General features: G+C 62.2%; 16 protein-coding genes. 10 read left to right on the forward strand and 6 right to left on the reverse strand.

Going from position 1 to position 16,908, the window contains the following annotated elements:
- Positions 1-326: 326 nt before the first annotated feature.
- The 6 genes from puuE to FFS60_RS00575 all read left to right on the forward strand — a co-directional run bounded on the left by puuE (position 327) and on the right by FFS60_RS00575 (position 6,391).
- Positions 327-1,256: an allantoinase PuuE gene (gene puuE / locus FFS60_RS00550; RefSeq protein ID WP_028629748.1), complete on the forward strand. Its 930-nt coding sequence runs from the start codon at positions 327-329 to the stop codon at positions 1,254-1,256.
- A complete protein-coding gene (uraD, locus tag FFS60_RS00555) occupies positions 1,253-1,768 on the forward strand; it encodes a 2-oxo-4-hydroxy-4-carboxy-5-ureidoimidazoline decarboxylase (RefSeq protein ID WP_137820801.1) in 516 nt (171 codons plus the stop codon). Before puuE ends, uraD begins: the two co-directional genes overlap by 4 nt.
- 162 nt (positions 1,769-1,930) lie before the next feature.
- On the forward strand, positions 1,931-2,434 hold the full coding sequence (locus FFS60_RS00560) for an ureidoglycolate lyase (RefSeq protein ID WP_028629746.1): 504 nt from the start codon (positions 1,931-1,933) through the stop codon (positions 2,432-2,434).
- Between the two features lie 52 nt (positions 2,435-2,486).
- On the forward strand, positions 2,487-3,803 hold the full coding sequence (locus tag FFS60_RS00565) for a urate hydroxylase PuuD (RefSeq protein ID WP_028629745.1): 1,317 nt from the start codon (positions 2,487-2,489) through the stop codon (positions 3,801-3,803).
- Between the two features lie 216 nt (positions 3,804-4,019).
- A complete protein-coding gene (locus FFS60_RS00570) occupies positions 4,020-5,366 on the forward strand; it encodes a nucleobase:cation symporter-2 family protein (protein ID WP_028629744.1) in 1,347 nt (448 codons plus the stop codon).
- Between the two features lie 212 nt (positions 5,367-5,578).
- A complete protein-coding gene (locus FFS60_RS00575) occupies positions 5,579-6,391 on the forward strand; it encodes a nucleoside-binding protein (RefSeq protein WP_256658020.1) in 813 nt (270 codons plus the stop codon).
- Between the two features lie 238 nt (positions 6,392-6,629).
- On the opposite strand, the gene FFS60_RS00580 is transcribed toward FFS60_RS00575, so the two are convergent.
- The 5 genes from FFS60_RS00580 to moaA all read right to left on the reverse strand — a co-directional run bounded on the left by FFS60_RS00580 (position 6,630) and on the right by moaA (position 11,526).
- On the reverse strand, positions 6,630-7,439 hold the full coding sequence (locus FFS60_RS00580) for an outer membrane protein OmpK (RefSeq protein WP_051246772.1): 810 nt from the start codon (positions 7,437-7,439) through the stop codon (positions 6,630-6,632).
- Positions 7,440-7,562: 123 nt separating this feature from the next.
- The gene (locus FFS60_RS00585) at positions 7,563-7,883 is read right to left on the reverse strand and encodes a hypothetical protein (protein WP_137820803.1); all 321 of its coding nucleotides are present in this window, start codon (positions 7,881-7,883) and stop codon (positions 7,563-7,565) included.
- A 236-nt stretch (positions 7,884-8,119) separates the two neighbouring features.
- A complete protein-coding gene (locus tag FFS60_RS00590) occupies positions 8,120-8,938 on the reverse strand; it encodes an ABC transporter substrate-binding protein (protein ID WP_028629741.1) in 819 nt (272 codons plus the stop codon).
- Between the two features lie 74 nt (positions 8,939-9,012).
- Entirely contained in the window at positions 9,013-10,371 is a 1,359-nt protein-coding gene (locus FFS60_RS00595; protein ID WP_028629740.1) for an 8-oxoguanine deaminase, read from the reverse strand.
- 159 nt (positions 10,372-10,530) lie between these two features.
- Entirely contained in the window at positions 10,531-11,526 is a 996-nt protein-coding gene (gene moaA / locus FFS60_RS00600; protein ID WP_028629739.1) for a GTP 3',8-cyclase MoaA, read from the reverse strand.
- A gap of 201 nt (positions 11,527-11,727) precedes the next feature.
- On the opposite strand from moaA, the gene FFS60_RS00605 reads away from it, so the two are divergent.
- Complete coding sequence (locus FFS60_RS00605) at positions 11,728-12,357, forward strand: TetR/AcrR family transcriptional regulator (protein ID WP_137820804.1); 630 nt, start codon at positions 11,728-11,730, stop codon at positions 12,355-12,357.
- Positions 12,358-12,459: 102 nt separating this feature from the next.
- On the opposite strand, the gene FFS60_RS00610 is transcribed toward FFS60_RS00605, so the two are convergent.
- Entirely contained in the window at positions 12,460-12,897 is a 438-nt protein-coding gene (locus FFS60_RS00610; protein WP_028629737.1) for a heme-binding protein, read from the reverse strand.
- 361 nt (positions 12,898-13,258) lie between these two features.
- Here FFS60_RS00610 and gcl point away from each other — a divergent pair, with 361 nt between their 5' ends.
- The 3 genes from gcl (at position 13,259) to FFS60_RS00625 (ending at position 16,855) form a co-directional block, all read left to right on the forward strand.
- Positions 13,259-15,034: a glyoxylate carboligase gene (gcl, locus tag FFS60_RS00615; RefSeq protein ID WP_028629736.1), complete on the forward strand. Its 1,776-nt coding sequence runs from the start codon at positions 13,259-13,261 to the stop codon at positions 15,032-15,034.
- Positions 15,035-15,165: 131 nt separating this feature from the next.
- On the forward strand, positions 15,166-15,948 hold the full coding sequence (hyi, locus tag FFS60_RS00620; protein ID WP_137820805.1) for a hydroxypyruvate isomerase: 783 nt from the start codon (positions 15,166-15,168) through the stop codon (positions 15,946-15,948).
- 16 nt (positions 15,949-15,964) lie between these two features.
- Complete coding sequence (locus FFS60_RS00625; RefSeq protein WP_028629734.1) at positions 15,965-16,855, forward strand: 2-hydroxy-3-oxopropionate reductase; 891 nt, start codon at positions 15,965-15,967, stop codon at positions 16,853-16,855.
- The last annotated feature ends 53 nt before the right edge of the window (positions 16,856-16,908 follow it).

A 16,908-nucleotide genomic window follows, 5' to 3' on the forward strand; every position in this document is an offset into this window, starting at 1 on the left:
CCGGTACGGTGCGCAGAATAACATGCACCTGACAGAATGTAAGACATAAACAAGACAAATTGTACACAATTACAGCAACAAATCCCGCCGAGCCTGCGTCGCACCACAGTCATTCGAAATTTACGCGTACCGTCCACCCAGCGGGCCTTACATCGAATCTACCTGACCATATGGGCAGGTTTCTTGCTTGGTGTCTGGATAACGAATCAGGTGATTTTTTGATTTACAAAACACAAGACAGTTTGTATACAATCACCCCATCCACGGTCGCGCACCACTCCCCAGGCTGTCGCTGATCGTCCAACAGACAAGAAAGGAAGACTGCAGTGAGCGCTGAGTACCCACGCGACCTGATCGGTTACGGCAACAACCCTCCCCACCCGCATTGGCCGGGTGAATCCCGCATCGCCCTGTCCTTTGTCCTGAACTACGAGGAAGGCGGCGAACGCAATGTGCTCCATGGTGACAAGGAGTCCGAAGCCTTCCTGTCAGAGATGGTGGCCGCCCAACCGCTACAGGGCGTGCGCAACATGAGCATGGAATCCCTCTACGAATACGGTAGCCGCGTCGGCGTCTGGCGCCTGCTCAACCTGTTCAAGCAGCACGACATTCCGTTGACCGTCTTCGCCGTCGCCATGGCCGCACAGCGCCATCCGGACGCGATCCGCGCCATGGTCGAGGCCGGCCACGAGATCTGCAGCCACGGCTACCGCTGGATCGACTACCAGTACATGGACGAGGCCCAGGAGCGCGAGCATATGCTCGAAGCCATCCGCATCCTCACCGAACTGACCGGCGAACGCCCGGTGGGCTGGTACACCGGCCGCACCGGTCCGAACACTCGCCGCCTGGTGATGGAAGAAGGCGGTTTCCTGTATGACTCGGATACCTACGACGACGATCTGCCCTATTGGGACGCCGCCAGTACCACGGAAAAACCGCACCTGGTCATCCCCTACACCCTGGATACCAACGATATGCGCTTCACCCAGGTGCAGGGTTTCAACAAGGGCGACGACTTCTTCGAGTATCTGAAGGACGCCTTCGACGTGCTCTATGCCGAAGGCGCCGCTGGCGCGCCGAAGATGCTCTCCATCGGAATGCACTGCCGCCTGCTGGGCCGCCCGGCACGCCTCGCCTCCCTGGCACGCTTCATCGAATACGTTAAGGGCCATGAGAAAGTCTGGTTCGCCCGCCGCGCCGACATCGCCCGTCACTGGCACGCCACCCACCCTTTCAAAGAGCAAGCGAAATGAGCCGCTTCCAGACCCTGACCCCGTCCACCCTGTCCCGCGATGCCTTCGTCAAGGCGTTCGCCGACATCTATGAACACTCGCCCTGGGTCGCCGAGAAGGCCTTCGACCTGGGCCAGGACGCCCACATCGACGACATCGACGGCCTGCACCAGCGCATGGCCGACCTGTTGCTCAGCGCCAGCCATGAAGCCCAGCTGGCACTGATCAATGCTCACCCGGACCTGGCCGGCAAGGCTGCCGTCCGCGGCGAGCTGACCGAAGCCAGCACCAGCGAACAGGCCGGTGCCGGTATCCACGAGTGCACGGCTGAAGAGTTCGCGCGCTTCACCGAACTGAACGACGCCTACAAGGTCAAGTTCGGGTTTCCTTTCATCATGGCGGTGAAAGGCAGCAACCGGCACCAGATCCTGGCGGCCTTCGAGGAGCGGATCCACAACACTCCTGAAGCCGAGTTCTCCAGGGCGCTGGCCGAGATCAACAAGATCGCGCTGTTCCGTCTGCAGCAGATGTAAGCCGCAGGCGCACCGCCCCAATCAAGACCGGGCGGCCTTAGGCCCGCCCATCGGCTCTCCACCGATTCGGAGAGCCAGGAGAGAGGATGGAATGACCACCCTCTTTCCCGGCCCCTCCCCCGCTCGCGGGATGGGAACCAGCAACGAACAAGTAGAACAGCCATGCGAACCCTGAAGATCGAGCCCCTGACCAAAGAAGCCTTCGCCCCCTTCGGAGATGTGATCGAAACCGAAGGCAGCGAGTACTTCATGATCAACAACGGCTCCACCCGCCGTTATCACAAGCTGGCAACGGTCGAGACCGCCCAGCCCGACGACAAGGCGATCATCAGCATCTTCAGCGCCGAATCCCTCGAGATGCCCCTGCGCATCCGCATGCTGGAACGACACCCGCAGGGCAGCCAGGCTTTCATTCCGCTGCTCGGCAATCCCTTTCTGGTCGTGGTCGCGCCACTTGGCGATGTGCCTGTACCGGGTTTGGTCCGTGCCTTCATTTCCAATGGCAGGCAGGGCGTTAATTACCATCGCGGCGTCTGGCACCACCCTGTGCTGACGATCGAAAAGCGGGATGACTTCCTGGTGGTTGATCGCAGTGGTTCCGGTAACAACTGCGACGAGCATTACTTCACCGAGGACGAACAGCTCCTCCTCAACCCCCACCACTAATAAGAGAAGCCCAACGATCGGCGTGCCGGTCGGCGGGAAAGAGGTAACAACTGTGGAAGCACATTTGACCGAATGGCTGAACCTGGGCATTCGCTGGGTTCACATGATCACTGGTATCGCCTGGATCGGCGCGTCCTTCTATTTCGTCTGGCTCGAGAACAACCTCAACCGCGCCAACCCGCGCGACGGTCTGTCGGGTGATCTCTGGGCCATCCACGGTGGCGGCATCTACCACCTGGAGAAATACAAGCTCGCTCCGCCGAAAATGCCCGACAACCTTCACTGGTTCAAATGGGAAGCCTATTTCACCTGGCTGTCAGGCGTCGCCCTGCTGACCGTGGTGTTTTACCTGAATCCGACCCTGTACCTGATCGCACCCGGCGTGGATATCGCCCCGGCTGCCGCCGTCGCCATCGGCATCGGCTCGCTGGTCGCAGGCTGGTTCATCTACGACTTCCTCTGCGATTCGCCGCTGGGCAAGACCCCCGCCCTGCTCGGCCTGATCCTCTTCGTGCTGGTGATCGGCGCGGCCTGGGGCTTCACCCAGGTATTCAGCGGCCGTGGTGCCTACATTCATGTCGGCGCCCTGATCGGCACCATCATGGTGGGCAACGTGTTCCGCATCATCATGCCGGCGCAGCGCGCCCTGGTTAAGGCGATCGAAGAGAACCGCACCCCTGACCCGACCCTGCCGGCCAAGGGCCTGCTGCGTTCGCGCCACAACAACTACTTCACCCTGCCGGTGCTGTTCATCATGATCAGCAACCACTTCCCGAGCACATACGGCAGCCAGTACAACTGGCTGATCCTGGCCGGAATCGCGGTAATCGCAGTGCTGGTGCGCCACTACTTCAACACCCGCCACGAGAGCAACAAGTTCGCCTGGACTCTCCCCGCCGGCGCCCTTGGCATGATCTGCCTGGCCTTCGTCACCGCGCCGAACTACAAGGCCGCTGAACCGAGCCTGGCCGTAGAGCCTGCCCACCAGGAGCATGCTGCTCCGGCAACCAGCACCAGCGCTGCCCCCGCCAGCGCCGAAAGCAAGCCGCAGGCTGCCGCCCCGGCGCAATCCGCTCAGGCCGCCCCGGCCCAGGCCAGCGCCAGCGGCAATGACTTCGGCAAGGTCCACACCGTGATTCAGGAACGCTGCACCGTCTGCCATTCCGCCAAGCCCACCAGTCCGATGTTCACCTCGGCGCCGGGCGGCGTGATGCTCGACACCCCGCAGCAGATCCAGATGCTCGCACCGAAGATCCAGGCTCAGGCAGTCGCCACCCAGATCATGCCGCTGGGCAACATCACCCAGATGACCCAGGAAGAGCGTGACCTGATCGGCCGCTGGATCGCACAAGGCGCGAAGACCAACTAAGCGCCCCCTGCAAGCAAGACCACGGCGGGTGGTGACCCCAAGCACCACCCGCGCTTCAAGCCTGCCCCAGGCAGGCTTTTTTTCTTCCAGCAGTACCCGCAGTACCCCTGCCAGGTGTCACCCACCCGGCCAGCAACATGAATACCCGGCACGCCGCACCCACGAGGCGCGGCATTGCCAAGCGACTTACAAGAACAAAAGCGCCCGAGGTGTTGCATGACCACTCCGACAGAGCGAGAGATCGCCCTTTCGCCCGCTGACCAGCGCCTGCCCCTGATGCAATTGCTGCTTGTCGGCTTCCAGCATGTCCTGCTTATGTACGGCGGCGCCGTTGCCGTACCCCTGATCGTCGGCCAGGCCGCCGGTCTTTCCCGTGAAGAAATCGCCTTCCTGATCAACGCCGACCTGCTGGTTGCCGGCATCGCCACCATTGTGCAATCCATCGGCATCGGCCCGGTGGGCATCCGCATGCCGGTGATGATGGGGGCCAGTTTCGCCGCCGTCGGCAGCATGGTCGTGATGGCCGGCATGCCCGGCGTCGGCATCCAGGGTATTTTCGGCGCCACCATTGCCGCCGGCTTCTTCGGCTTGCTGCTGGCCCCCTTCATGTCGCGCATCGTGCGCTTCTTCCCGCCGCTGGTGACCGGCACCGTGATCACCTCCATCGGCCTCACGCTCTTCCCGGTTGCAGTCAACTGGGCCGGCGGCGGTAACACGGCCACGCAGTTTGGCGGGCTGGAATACCTGTCTATCGCGGCCCTGGTACTGGGCACCATCCTGTTGGTGAACCGCTTCCTCAAGGGCTTCTGGGTGAATGTCTCGGTGCTGGTCGGCATGGCCCTGGGCTACGCCCTGGCCGGCGCCTGCGGGATGGTCAACCTCGATGGCCTGGACGAAACGCCCTGGTTCCAGATCGTGGAACCCATGCACTTCGGCATGCCGAAGTTCGAGCTGGCCTCCGTGTTGTCGATGTGCCTGGTGGTGGTGATCATCTTCGTCGAGTCCACCGGCATGTTCCTGGCCCTGGGCAAGATCACCGGTCGCGAGGTCTGCCCCAACGCCCTGCGCCGCGGCCTGATGTGTGACGCTGGCGCGTCCTTCCTGGCCGGCTTCTTCAACACCTTCACCCATTCCTCCTTCGCCCAGAACATCGGCCTGGTACAGATGACCGGCGTGCGCAGCCGCTACGTGACGGTCGCTGCGGGCGCCTTCCTGATCGGCCTCAGCCTGCTCCCGAAGGCCGCCTTCCTGGTGGCCTCGATCCCGCCAGCAGTGCTGGGTGGCGCGGGCCTGGCGATGTTCGGCATGGTGGCCGCCACCGGCATCAAGATCCTTCACGAGGCCGACATCGGCGATCGCCGCAACCAGTTGCTGGTCGCTGTGAGCATGGGCATGGGCATGGCGCCGGTCGTACGCCCCGAACTCTTCGCCCAGCTCCCCCACTGGATGGAGCCCATCACCCATAGCGGCATCGCCATGGCCACCGTCAGCGCCCTCACCCTGAATCTGCTGTTCAACATTCTCGGGGAGAAGGGTCGCAGCCGGCAGTACGTCGCCCACTGACTTGAAGTTGCTCCCATCCGGCCGTTCCCATGAGGTACAGCCGGACTTCAACAGCCCGCCTACCCGGCGGGCTCTTTTAACCTCAGCCCCCGGTGACGGCCGCCCTCGCGCGCTGCCGTTGAGGGGAAGACTTTTCCGCTTTCAGCTCAACAACAAAAAGAAGGAGTACCCGAATGCGTCGTTACACCAGTCTGGCGCTTGGCGCCGCCTTGATGGCCGCGGGCCCAACCGGCTTCGCCGCGGAGGACGGCAAGTTCTTCGAGTGGATGAACAACAGCGTCGGCTTCCGCTACGGCCAGCAGTTCACCAATCCGAACAACCCGAACAAGTTTGCGAAACGGGCCTACAGCTTTACCCATGCCGACGGCTACCGGTACGGCAGCAACTTCTTCAACCTCGATGTATTCCTCTCCGACAGTCGCGACCCGCGCAAGGGCACCGACCACGGTGGCAGCGAGGTCTACGCGGTCTACCGCCATCAACTGTTTGCCTCACGGGTATTCGACCAACCGCTGGGGACCGGCCTGATCAAGGACTACGCCTTCACCTTCGGCTTCGACGCCAGCCGCAACAACAACCTGGCCTCGGCCAAGAAACGCGCCCTGGTGTTCGGCCCTACCCTCAAGTTCAACGGTTCCGGCGTGCTCGACCTGAGCCTGATGTACTACCGGGAGAAGAACCACTCGGGCATCCCCAACGCCAAGCATCCGGACCACACCTTCGACGCCACGTACATGGTCAACCTGACGTGGCTCAAGCCCTTCCAGCTCGGCGAGCACGACGCCAAGTTCCAGGGGTTCGTCAACTACGTCGGTGAGAAGGGCGAGGATTACTTCGACAAGGACACCGCCCCGGAAACCCTGATGCGCACCTCGCTCATGGTCGCTGCCATGCCCGGAGCAAAGCGCAAGCCGAACCTGTGGCTGGGTGTCGGCTACGAGTACTGGCACAACAAGTTCGGTGTCGACGGTGGCCGTGGCAGCCGCACCTCGACGCCGACGGTGAACCTGGAGTTCACCTTCTGAGTTAAGGCCCGCCGCAAAATCGCTCGGTTTGTGGTGGAGTGACCTCATCTGTTGCAGGGACGAATTTGTTCGCCAAGCAGGCCAACGGCCTGCCCTCCGGTGCAATACCAGGCTGGGGGTCGCTGCGCGGCCCCTGGCGAATGAGTTCGCCCCTACAGAAACAGCCATGGCTCCCCTCCCATCCTGAACGGGCGGACGGCGCCGCGCGCCGTCCCCCTCGTCTTGTTACGCAATGCGATCAGAAGTGCGCCTTGACCAGCAGGCTGGCGGTGTTCTGGTCGGTGCCATCGAGGATCACGTCACCCAGGAAGCTGTCGTTGTCGATACCGTACTTGTCCTTCCAGTAGTCGTATTCGAAACCGACGTAGAGCTGCTTTTCACCCCAGCCCATAGCCTTGCCCAGGTCGTACTTCACCTGCGGGTTGAAGTGCAGGTTGGCGTGGTAGGTGCCGCGGCTGTTTTCGTCGTTGTCCACCACCCAGTCCATGAAGCCATCGATCAGGATGTCGGAATTGCCCACCGGAATGGTGTAGCTCCACACCGGGGTGATCTGCCAGACGTTGTCGCCCGGGCGGCTGCCATCGGTAGTGCGGTTGTAGAAGTTGACCTGGAAAAAGTCGAAGCCAGGAATGGCCAGGTCGAAGCCCGGGCCGATCAGGTAGGACTCGACGTCGCCTTCACCGAACTCGTAGGTCATGGCCAGCAGTACGTCGGTAACCGGACCGAACTGGATCTTCTGGTCGAAGATCTTGCCCAGCGACAGGCGCGGCTGGAATTCACCGTAATAGGTGTTGTCACCAACGAGATCGTCCTTGTCACCGTTGTAGAAGATCTTGTCGAGGAAGAAGAAGTTATCGCCGTACTTCCAGCCATCCGCGTGCTCGAAGGTCACCGTCTGCTGGATCTCCGGGTTGATCTTGAAGTTCTGGCCGTAGAGGTAGCTCAGGCTGTTGTTCTGCCAGAACAGCAGGTCACCGGCGATCGCCTGGCCGCCACCGAGCAATCCGGTCGTGAGGGCGAGGCAGTGCGGCAGATACTTGGCTTTCATGGTTTTTTCCTTGTTTTAGTGGGTTTCAGGTTTTTCCGCCCCGCGCCCACCCAAAGACCGCCCTGGGCATGAAGGCAGGCTGCAGGCAGGTTCGGGATTGAAGGGGGTTGCGCGCGCCGAGTGTCAGCCGGTCAGGTCGAGGCTGGAGTGGCGGACGATGCTGGACGGGCTGTCTTCAGCGTTGCGCCGTTCGGCTGCGTCCAAGGCGTTCCGCTGGACCTCGCTCATCGAGGCCAGGGCTTCGAGTACGTGTGCGCTTGCGTCATTAAGGACGAGGCCGGGCGGTCCGAGCAGGCCGCCAACAATCAGCGTCGACGCGGCAATGCCGGAGAAGCATGCAGATAGTCGGCCGAAAGCTGTGAAGCGGGAGTACCTCGTCCCTGGGCGATCCTCCAGGTGGTGACTGAGGTCGGAGCGAACCCCGGAAATGTCGGATGAACTCATGGGTAAAGCCTGCCTATTGTTCTTGTCGGTCGTTGGCTTACACGGGTGCCGATGAACACCCCATGTAGTTACTTCATCAGAAAAAGCTGATCTTGCGGTCAGGATTTTCCGAATTATATACACGCGGCGAACGTCACAAACAACACTTTCTTTCAGAATTGTGTACAAAACCGCCAAACAGAATAACCAAACAGCCTTCCGAGCGCTCTGCTGCGGCACTTCCAGGCCAATCGCAGTCAGGGGTTATCCTTCTCTTTCTGGCGTTTCAGGAAGTCGATCTTCCACTGCTCCATGCCGAGGTACTCGGAATCCAGGTTGGACTCCACCTGGTAGCGCGCCTTAAGCGCATCGACTTCCTGCCGGTGCTCAGCGAGGAAGCGATCGAAGCGCGCTATCAGCTCCGGATACCTGAGGCTGGAGAGATTGAAGGTTCCACGGGTGTGGGGCAGGTTCGGATCGAACACCAGGGCACCGGGGCGCGCACGGATGTTGTCCAGGTAGTAGGTGGCGACCACGACGTTGTAGTAGGCGCCGTCTGCCTGCTGCTTCATTGCCTGCTTGATCATCTGGCCCAGATCGGCGCTGCGCACCACCTGGGTCTGACCGCCATCGATACGGTCCTGGTAGGTCCAGGGCGTCCAGCCATCCACCACCGCCAGCCTCGCCAACTGATCGATTCCCTTGCCCTGCCGCTTGGGCGGCACCAGCACACCGTCGACGTACTGCACCACCGGCAGGCTGTAGGCGATGTCCTTGTTGCCCTTCAGGTCACCGGCCCACTTGGCGTTATCCGGGTACTTGAAGTCGATGCTGCCATTGAGCAGGTGCTGAGTGAGCTGATTGACCGGCAGGGCCTGGTACTGAATGTCCAGCCCGGCTTCGCGCGCGAACAAGTCGAGCACATCACGGGCAAAGCCCTGGTACTCGCCCTGGTCGCTGATCCAGTAATGGGGTTGGAACGACTGCTTTTCGACACCGATTACGTAGGTCTGCGCCAAGGCGCCATTCGCGGACAACAGGCCGGCAGCCAGCCAGCCGAAAACCTGAGGTTTCATGACCTTCTCCTTGTTCTCATGTGGGCACGAACAGAAAAGGGGCGCGGCACCCGGCCACGCCCCATCAGGACGATTTACTCGCCCAGTACCAGTTGCCGCGCCAGTTGGTTGTGGCGTTCCAGTACACGCGGCAGGTCGACGGTGACCAGTTGGCCGTCGCGTACCACGACCTTGCCGTTGATCACGCTGGTGGAAACCTGGGTCGGCGTGCAGAACACCAACGCCGCGAGCGGATCATGGAGGGCGCCGGCGTAAGCGATATGGTTGAGGTCGAAGGCGACGAAGTCGGCCGCCATGCCCGGCGCAAGCGCGCCGATGTCGTCGCGATTGAGCACCTTGGCGCCACCCAGGGTGGCAATTTCCAGCGCCTCGCGGGCGGTCATGGCGTCGGGGCCGAAACCAACCCGTTGCAGCAGCAGTGCCTGGCGCACTTCACCGATCATGGTGGCACCGTCGTTGGATGCCGAACCGTCCACGCCCAGGCCGACCGGCACACCGGCATCGCGCATGCGACGAACCGGCGCGATGCCGGAGGCCAGGCGCATGTTCGAGCAGGGGCAGTGGGCAACGCCCGTGCCGGTGCGGGCGAAAAGCTCGATGCCATGCTCGTCGAGTTGCACGCAGTGGGCGTGCCAGACGTCGTGGCCGACCCACCCCAGGTCTTCGGCATATTCGGCCGGCGTCATGCCGAACTTTTCCCGGCTGTAAGCGATGTCGTTGACGTTTTCGGCCAAGTGGGTGTGCAGCGATACGCCGTACTGACGCGCCAGCACAGCGGCTTCGCGCATCAGGTCGCGGCTCACCGAGAAGGGCGAGCACGGCGCCACCACCACCCGCAGCATCGAGCCATGGGACGCATCGTGGTAGTCCTCGATCAGGCGCTGGGACTCCTTGAGGATGTCCGCTTCCTTCTCCACCACCGAATCCGGCGGCAGGCCGCCCTGGCTGCGGCCAACGCTCATGCTGCCGCGTGCGGCATGGAAGCGCATACCGATCTCGCCGGCGGCGTGAATGCTGTCATCCAGCTTGCAGCCGTTGGGGTAGATGTAGAGGTGGTCGCTGGAGGTGGTGCAGCCGGAAAGAATCAACTCGGCCATGGCCGTCTGGGTCGAGACGCCAATCATCTCTGGGGTCAACCGCGCCCAGATTGGATAGAGGTTGGTCAGCCAGTTGAACAGCTCGCCGTCCTGGGCGGCTGGCACCACGCGCGTCAGGCTCTGGTACATGTGGTGGTGGGTGTTGACCAGGCCAGGAATGACGACCTTGCCCTTCATATCCAGCACTTCGTCAGCGGTCTGAGGCAGCTCACTGCTTGGCCCGACCTGAACGATGCGATTGTCCTCGATGAACATCCCGCCCTGCCGGATCTCCCGGCGCTGGCCGTCCATGGTCACCAGAAGGTCAGCGTTCTTTACCAGTAGCGTCTTGCCCATGTGTGTTCTCCTTCGCCCTGGCGGGCGCTCTTGTTATCAGGATCTGATCAGAAAGGAATCGAGGCCCCTGGGACGCCATGGCAAGGCGCTTCATCGAACACAGCAGGTTTCCTGCGGCGAGCTGAAGCCACGCAGCCAGCGCTGATCCAGGGAACTCGATCAGCCGCCGGTCATGCTCATGAAGCGCACCACTTGCACCTGCTGGTCTGCTTCGAAGAAATGCCGCTCGGGCTTGAGCCTGAGCGCTTCGATCAGCGCCGCCCGCAGCCGCTCGCGGTCACCGGGATGCCGCCGGATCAGCGACTTGAGGTCCAGCGCGCCTTCGTGGCCAAGGCAGAGCACCAGCTTGCCTTCGGCGGTGACGCGCACCCGGTTGCAGTCGCCGCAGAAGTTGCGGCTATGGGGGGAAATGAAACCGACCTGGGTGCCGCTGCCGACCACCTGGTAGTAGCGCGACGGCCCGCCCGTGCGATAGCTGCTGGGCAGCAACTGGAAGCGCTGCTCCACCCGCTCGCGCACATCGTCCGACGTACACAGCGTGACCTTGCGCTCGTGACTGGAAACGCTGCCCAGCGGCATTTCCTCGATGAAACTGATGTCCAGGCCGCGTTCCACAGCGAAGGCCACCAGTTCCTGGACTTCATCGTCGTTACGGCCTTTCTGCACGACAGTATTGAGCTTGATGCGACGAAAGCCAGCCGCTCGAGCCGCGTCGATTCCAGCCAGTACCTGCTCCAGGCGGTCACGGCGGGTGAAGGCGGCGAAGCGTTCGCGCTTCAGGGAGTCGAGGCTGATATTCAGGCGAGTGACCCCAGCCCGGCGCAAGTCAGCAGCCATGTGCCCGAGCTGGGAACCGTTACTGGTGATGGCCAGGTCTTCCAGTTCCTCACGGGCGCCCAGACGCGCCAACAACGAGGTGAGGCCCTTGCGTACCAACGGCTCACCACCGGTGATGCGGATGCGCGAAACCCCGAGGCCAATGAACGCATCGGCGACGGCATAGAGCTCTTCGAGGCTGAGGATCTGCGCGCGGGGAGCGAAGACCATGTCCTCGCTCATGCAATAGGTGCAACGGAAGTCGCAACGGTCAGTGACCGAGAGGCGCAGGTAGGAAATTCGACGCCCGAAGGGGTCGAGCAAGTGGTTGTCTTGCATGGGTGAAGTCTGCCGCAACACACACCGGACAGGACTCCGGTGACATGGACGGATGCCGAATGGAAACAGAAGACCGTAATTTTGTATACAGGAAATTCATCCAGTGTCTCGCTTGAGGGCCTCGCAAAGCGGGTGATAACATGCCCGACCTCTCGCCGGCCGGCCTTCCTGGCGCCCGGGCGAGCCAAAAAAGGAGCCGATGTGAGCAGTATTCGCGAGCGCAACAGAGACCTGATCCTGCGCGCGGCCAGCGAGGAATTCGCCGACAAAGGGTTCGCCGCCACCAAGACGAGCGACATCGCGGCCAAGGCTGGCCTGCCCAAGCCCAACGTCTATTACTACTTCAAGTCGAAAGAGAACCTCTACCGCGAGGTGCTCGAGAGCATCGTCGAGCCGCTTTTGCAGGCGTCAGCGCCGTTCAACCAGACCGGCCACCCCTTTGAGGTGCTAACCGCCTACATTCGCTCGAAGATCCGCATCTCCCGCGACCTTCCTTACGCCTCCAAGGTGTTCGCCAGCGAGATCATGCACGGTGCACCACACCTCTCGCCCGAACAGACCGAGCAGCTCAACTTGCAGGCCAAGCACAACATCGAATGCATCCAGCGCTGGATCGACCAGGGCCTGATGGCCAAGATCGACCCTCATCACCTGCTGTTCAGCATCTGGGCCGCAACCCAGACCTACGCTGACTTCGATTGGCAGATATCTACCGTTACCGGCAAGTCCAGCCTCAGCGATGCCGACTACGATGCCGCCGCGGAAACCATCATCCGCCTGGTGATCAAGGGTTGTGAGGTCGAGGAAAAGGTTCAGGCCAAGAGTGCCTGATACCCCGACAAAAATCCCCTGAAAAAAATCGCCCCCACAAGGTACCAACCCTGTGGGGGCGAATTCATTCGCCGAGGGCTGCGCAGCAGCCCCTGCCTCGTATCAGGCCGCGCCGGCGTCCGCCTGCAGGCCCAACGCTTCCACCGCACTCACCGCGCACTGCTCGTCGATATCCGAGGTGTCACCGCTGATGCCGATGGCGCCGATCACGGCACCTTGACCATCGCGGATCAGCACGCCACCTGGCGCCGGTACCAGATTGCCGTCGGCGAGGTTGTTCACCGCGCCAATGAAGGCCGGTCGCTGCTGGGCGTCGGCGGCGATCAGGCGCGACCCCTTACCCAGCGCCACGGCGCCCCAGGCTTTACCGATGGCGATCTGCGGGCGAAGCATGCTGGCGCCATCCTCGCGCTGCAGGGTGATCAGGTGCCCGCCGGCATCCAGCACAGCGATGGTCAGCGGCGCCGTGCGCAGCTCCCGACCAACGGCCAGGGCGTGATTGGAAATGCTCACAGCGGTTTCCAGGGTCAGAGTGGTCATTTTCAAGCGTTCCTCGTGAGTGGTTGAACCTTGTGCGGCGTCGTCCGGGCCAGGGCTGGCGCACCCCTGGATCCACGCGGGCATTTTCCAGCCCGTCCTGCGACGCATCCGAAAGCTGTAGCCCACTATCCCATCGAACACAAAAAAATCAACAGATAGATACAATCAGATTATTTTTTGTATACAGTGTGTTCGTCAGCGCTTTGAGTCTCCATGGTGAGGCCCGTGAAACGGGCGTTTTAAAAGAGTCGCCACCCTGCGACCTTTAGCCTCACAAATGGCCTTGACCCTTCAGTCAGGTGCTGAATAGAATCCAGTCACGTAGCTTGTATACAATTTTCACAAGAAAGAGGCACAAAACATGGCCAAAATGAGAGCAATCGAGGCTGCCGTCCTGGTGATGCGCCGCGAAGGCATCGACACCGCGTTCGGCATTCCCGGCGCCGCCATCAACCCGCTGTACGCGGCCCTGAACAAGATCGGCGGCATTGACCATGTACTGGCCCGTCACGTCGAAGGCGCCTCGCACATGGCTGAGGGTTACACCCGCACCAACGCGGGCAACATCGGCGTCTGCATCGGCACTTCCGGCCCCGCCGGCACCGACATGGTCACCGGCCTGTACTCGGCGTCCGCCGACTCCATCCCGATCCTCTGCATCACTGGCCAGGCTCCGCGTGCTCGTCTGCACAAGGAAGACTTCCAGGCCGTCGACATCACCAGCATCGTCAAGCCGGTCACCAAATGGGCAACCACCGTTCTGGAACCGGGCCAGGTGCCTTACGCCTTCCAGAAAGCCTTCTTCGAGATGCGCAGCGGCCGTCCCGGCCCGGTGCTGATCGACCTGCCGTTCGACGTGCAGATGGCTGAAATCGAGTTCGACATCGACGCCTATCAGCCGCTGTCGGTCAACAAGCCGGCGGCTAGCCGTATCCAGGCCGAGAAGGCCTTGGCCATGCTGAACGATGCCGAGCGTCCGCTGCTGGTAGCCGGTGGCGGCATCATCAATGCCGACGCGTCGGACAAACTGGTCGAGTTCGCCGAACTGACCGGTGTTCCGGTCATCCCGACCCTGATGGGCTGGGGCACCATCCCCGATGACCACCCGCTGATGGCGGGCATGTGCGGCCTGCAAACCTCGCACCGTTACGGCAACGCCACCGTGCTGGAATCCGACCTGGTATTCGGCATCGGCAACCGCTGGGCCAACCGCCACACCGGTTCCGTCGACGTTTACACCCAGGGCCGCCGCTTCATCCACGTCGACATTGAACCGACCCAGATCGGCCGTGTATTCACCCCGGACCTGGGCATCGTTTCCGACGCTGGCTCCGCACTGGACGCATTCCTCGAAGTCGCCCGCGAGTGGAAAGCCGCCGGCAAGCTGAAAGATCGCAGCGCCTGGGTCGAATCCTGCCGCGAGCGCAAGCGCACCCTGCAGCGCAAGACCCACTTCGACAACGTGCCGGTCAAACCGCAGCGCGTGTACGAAGAAATGAACGAGTTCTTCGGCAAGGACACCTGCTACGTCAGCACCATCGGCCTGTCGCAGATCGCCGGTGCACAGTTCCTGCACGTCTACAAGCCGCGCCACTGGATCAACTGTGGCCAGGCCGGCCCGCTGGGCTGGACCGTTCCGGCAGCCCTGGGCGTGGTCAAGGCCGACCCGACCCGTCCGGTCGTGGCACTGTCCGGCGACTATGACTTCCAGTTCATGATCGAAGAGCTGGCCGTGGGCGCGCAGTTCAACCTGCCCTACATCCACGTACTGGTGAACAACTCCTACCTGGGCCTGATCCGCCAGGCACAGCGCGGCTTCGAGATCGACTTCTGCGTGCAGCTGTCCTTCGAGAACATCAACGCACCGGAACTCAACGGCTACGGCGTGGACCACGTCGCAGTGGTCGAGGGCCTGGGCTGCAAGGCGATCCGCGTGTTCGACGCCAACGACCTGCAGGCCGCTTTCGCCAAGGCCAAGCAACTGATGGAAGAGTTCCGCGTGCCGGTCGTGGTCGAGGTCATCCTGGAGCGCGTCACCAACATCTCCATGGGTACCGAGATCAACGCCATCAACGAGTTCGAGGAACTGGCCCAGCGCGGCGTCGACGCCCCGACCGCCATCTCGCTGCTGGATTGATCGCTCTGACTCCCCTCTCCCATTGGGAGAGGGGCCGGGGGTAAGGGATGTTCGAGGCGACTCGGTGCCCCCCTACCCCAATCCCTCGCCTATTCGTGGTGGGAGAGGGAGCTAGATTTGAGGAGACATTCATGCCCCGTTTTGCTGCCAACCTCTCCATGCTGTTCACCGAAGTGGACTTCCTGGACCGTTTCGCCGCTGCTGCCGAAGCCGGCTTCAGCGGTGTCGAATACCTCTTCCCCTACGACTTCCCGGTAGAGGAAATCCGTGCCCGCCTGGACGCCAACAAACTGGAGCAGGTGCTGTTCAACCTGCCCGCCGGCGACTGGGCAAAGGGTGAGCGCGGCATCGCCTGCCACCCCGACCGCGTGGAAGAATTCCGCGCTGGCGTGGACAAGGCCATCGCCTACGCCAAAGTGCTGGGCAACTCGCAGATCAACTGCCTGGCCGGCATCCGCCCGCAGGGCTTTGACTGCGCCACCATCGAGCAAACCTTCGTGGAGAACCTCAAGTTCGCCGCCGAGAAGCTCCAGGCCGCTGGCATCAAGCTGGTGATGGAAGCCATCAACACGCGCGACATCCCTGGCTTCTACCTGAACAACACCAAACAGGCCCTGGCCATCCGCGAGAAAGTGGGCAGCGCCAACCTGTTCCTGCAGTACGACATCTACCACATGCAGATCATGGAAGGAGACCTGGCGCGTACCGTCGAGTCCAACCTCGCTGCGATCAACCATGTGCAGCTCGCCGACAACCCGGGCCGCAACGAGCCGGGCACCGGCGAGATCAACTACCGCTTCCTCTTCCAGCACCTGGACCGCATCGGCTACCAGGGCTGGGTCGGCTGTGAGTACAAGCCGGCTACCACTACCGTTGCCGGCCTGGGCTGGCTGAAAACCCATAACGCCATCTAAGAAAGAGGTACATCACATGGCCAAGATCGGATTCATCGGCACCGGCATCATGGGCAAGCCCATGGCTCAGAACCTCCAGAAAGCCGGCCACACCCTGTTCTTCTCGGAGCATTTCGACAAGGCCCCGGCCGACCTGCTGGGTGACAACGGCATCGGCCTGGCCAACCCGAAAGAGGTTGCCCAGGAAGCCGAGTTCATCATCATCATGGTGCCGGACACCCCTCAGGTCGAAGACGTACTGTTCCGCAAGGACGGCGTAGCTGAAGGCGTAGGTGCTGGCAAAGTCGTGATCGACATGAGCTCCATCTCTCCCACCGCAACCAAGACCTTCGCCGAGAAGATCAAGGCCACCGGCGCCGCCTACCTGGACGCCCCGGTTTCCGGCGGTGAAGTAGGCGCCAAGGCCGCGACCCTGAGCATCATGGTCGGTGGCTGCCCGAACGCCTTCGAACGCGCCCTGCCGCTGTTCCAGGCCATGGGCAAGAACATCACCCGCGTGGGTGCCAATGGTGATGGCCAGACCGCCAAGGTGGCCAACCAGATCATCGTCGCCCTGAATATCCAGGCGGTTGCTGAAGCCCTGCTGTTCGCCGCCCGTAACGGCGCCGACCCGGCCAAGGTGCGCGAGGCCCTGATGGGCGGCTTCGCCGGTTCCAAGATCCTCGAGGTCCATGGCGAGCGTATGATCAAGGGCACCTTCGATCCGGGCTTCCGTATCAGCCTGCACCAGAAAGACCTGAACCTGGCACTGTCCGGCGCCCGCGAGCTGGGCCTGAACCTGCCGAACACCGCCAACGCCCAGCAAGTGTTCAGCACCTGCGCGGCGCTGGGTGGCAGCAACTGGGACCACTCCGGCCTGATCAAGGGCCTGGAGCACATGGCCAACTTCTCGATTCGCGAGGAGTGATGTTTCGTAGGACGGGGCGGACGAAGCACTGCCCCTCGAGCCGGCAGCTCCCG

The sequence above is a fragment of the Pseudomonas sp. D(2018) genome (assembly GCF_005502555.1).
GTDB classification, from domain to species: Bacteria; Pseudomonadota; Gammaproteobacteria; order Pseudomonadales; family Pseudomonadaceae; genus Metapseudomonas; species Metapseudomonas resinovorans.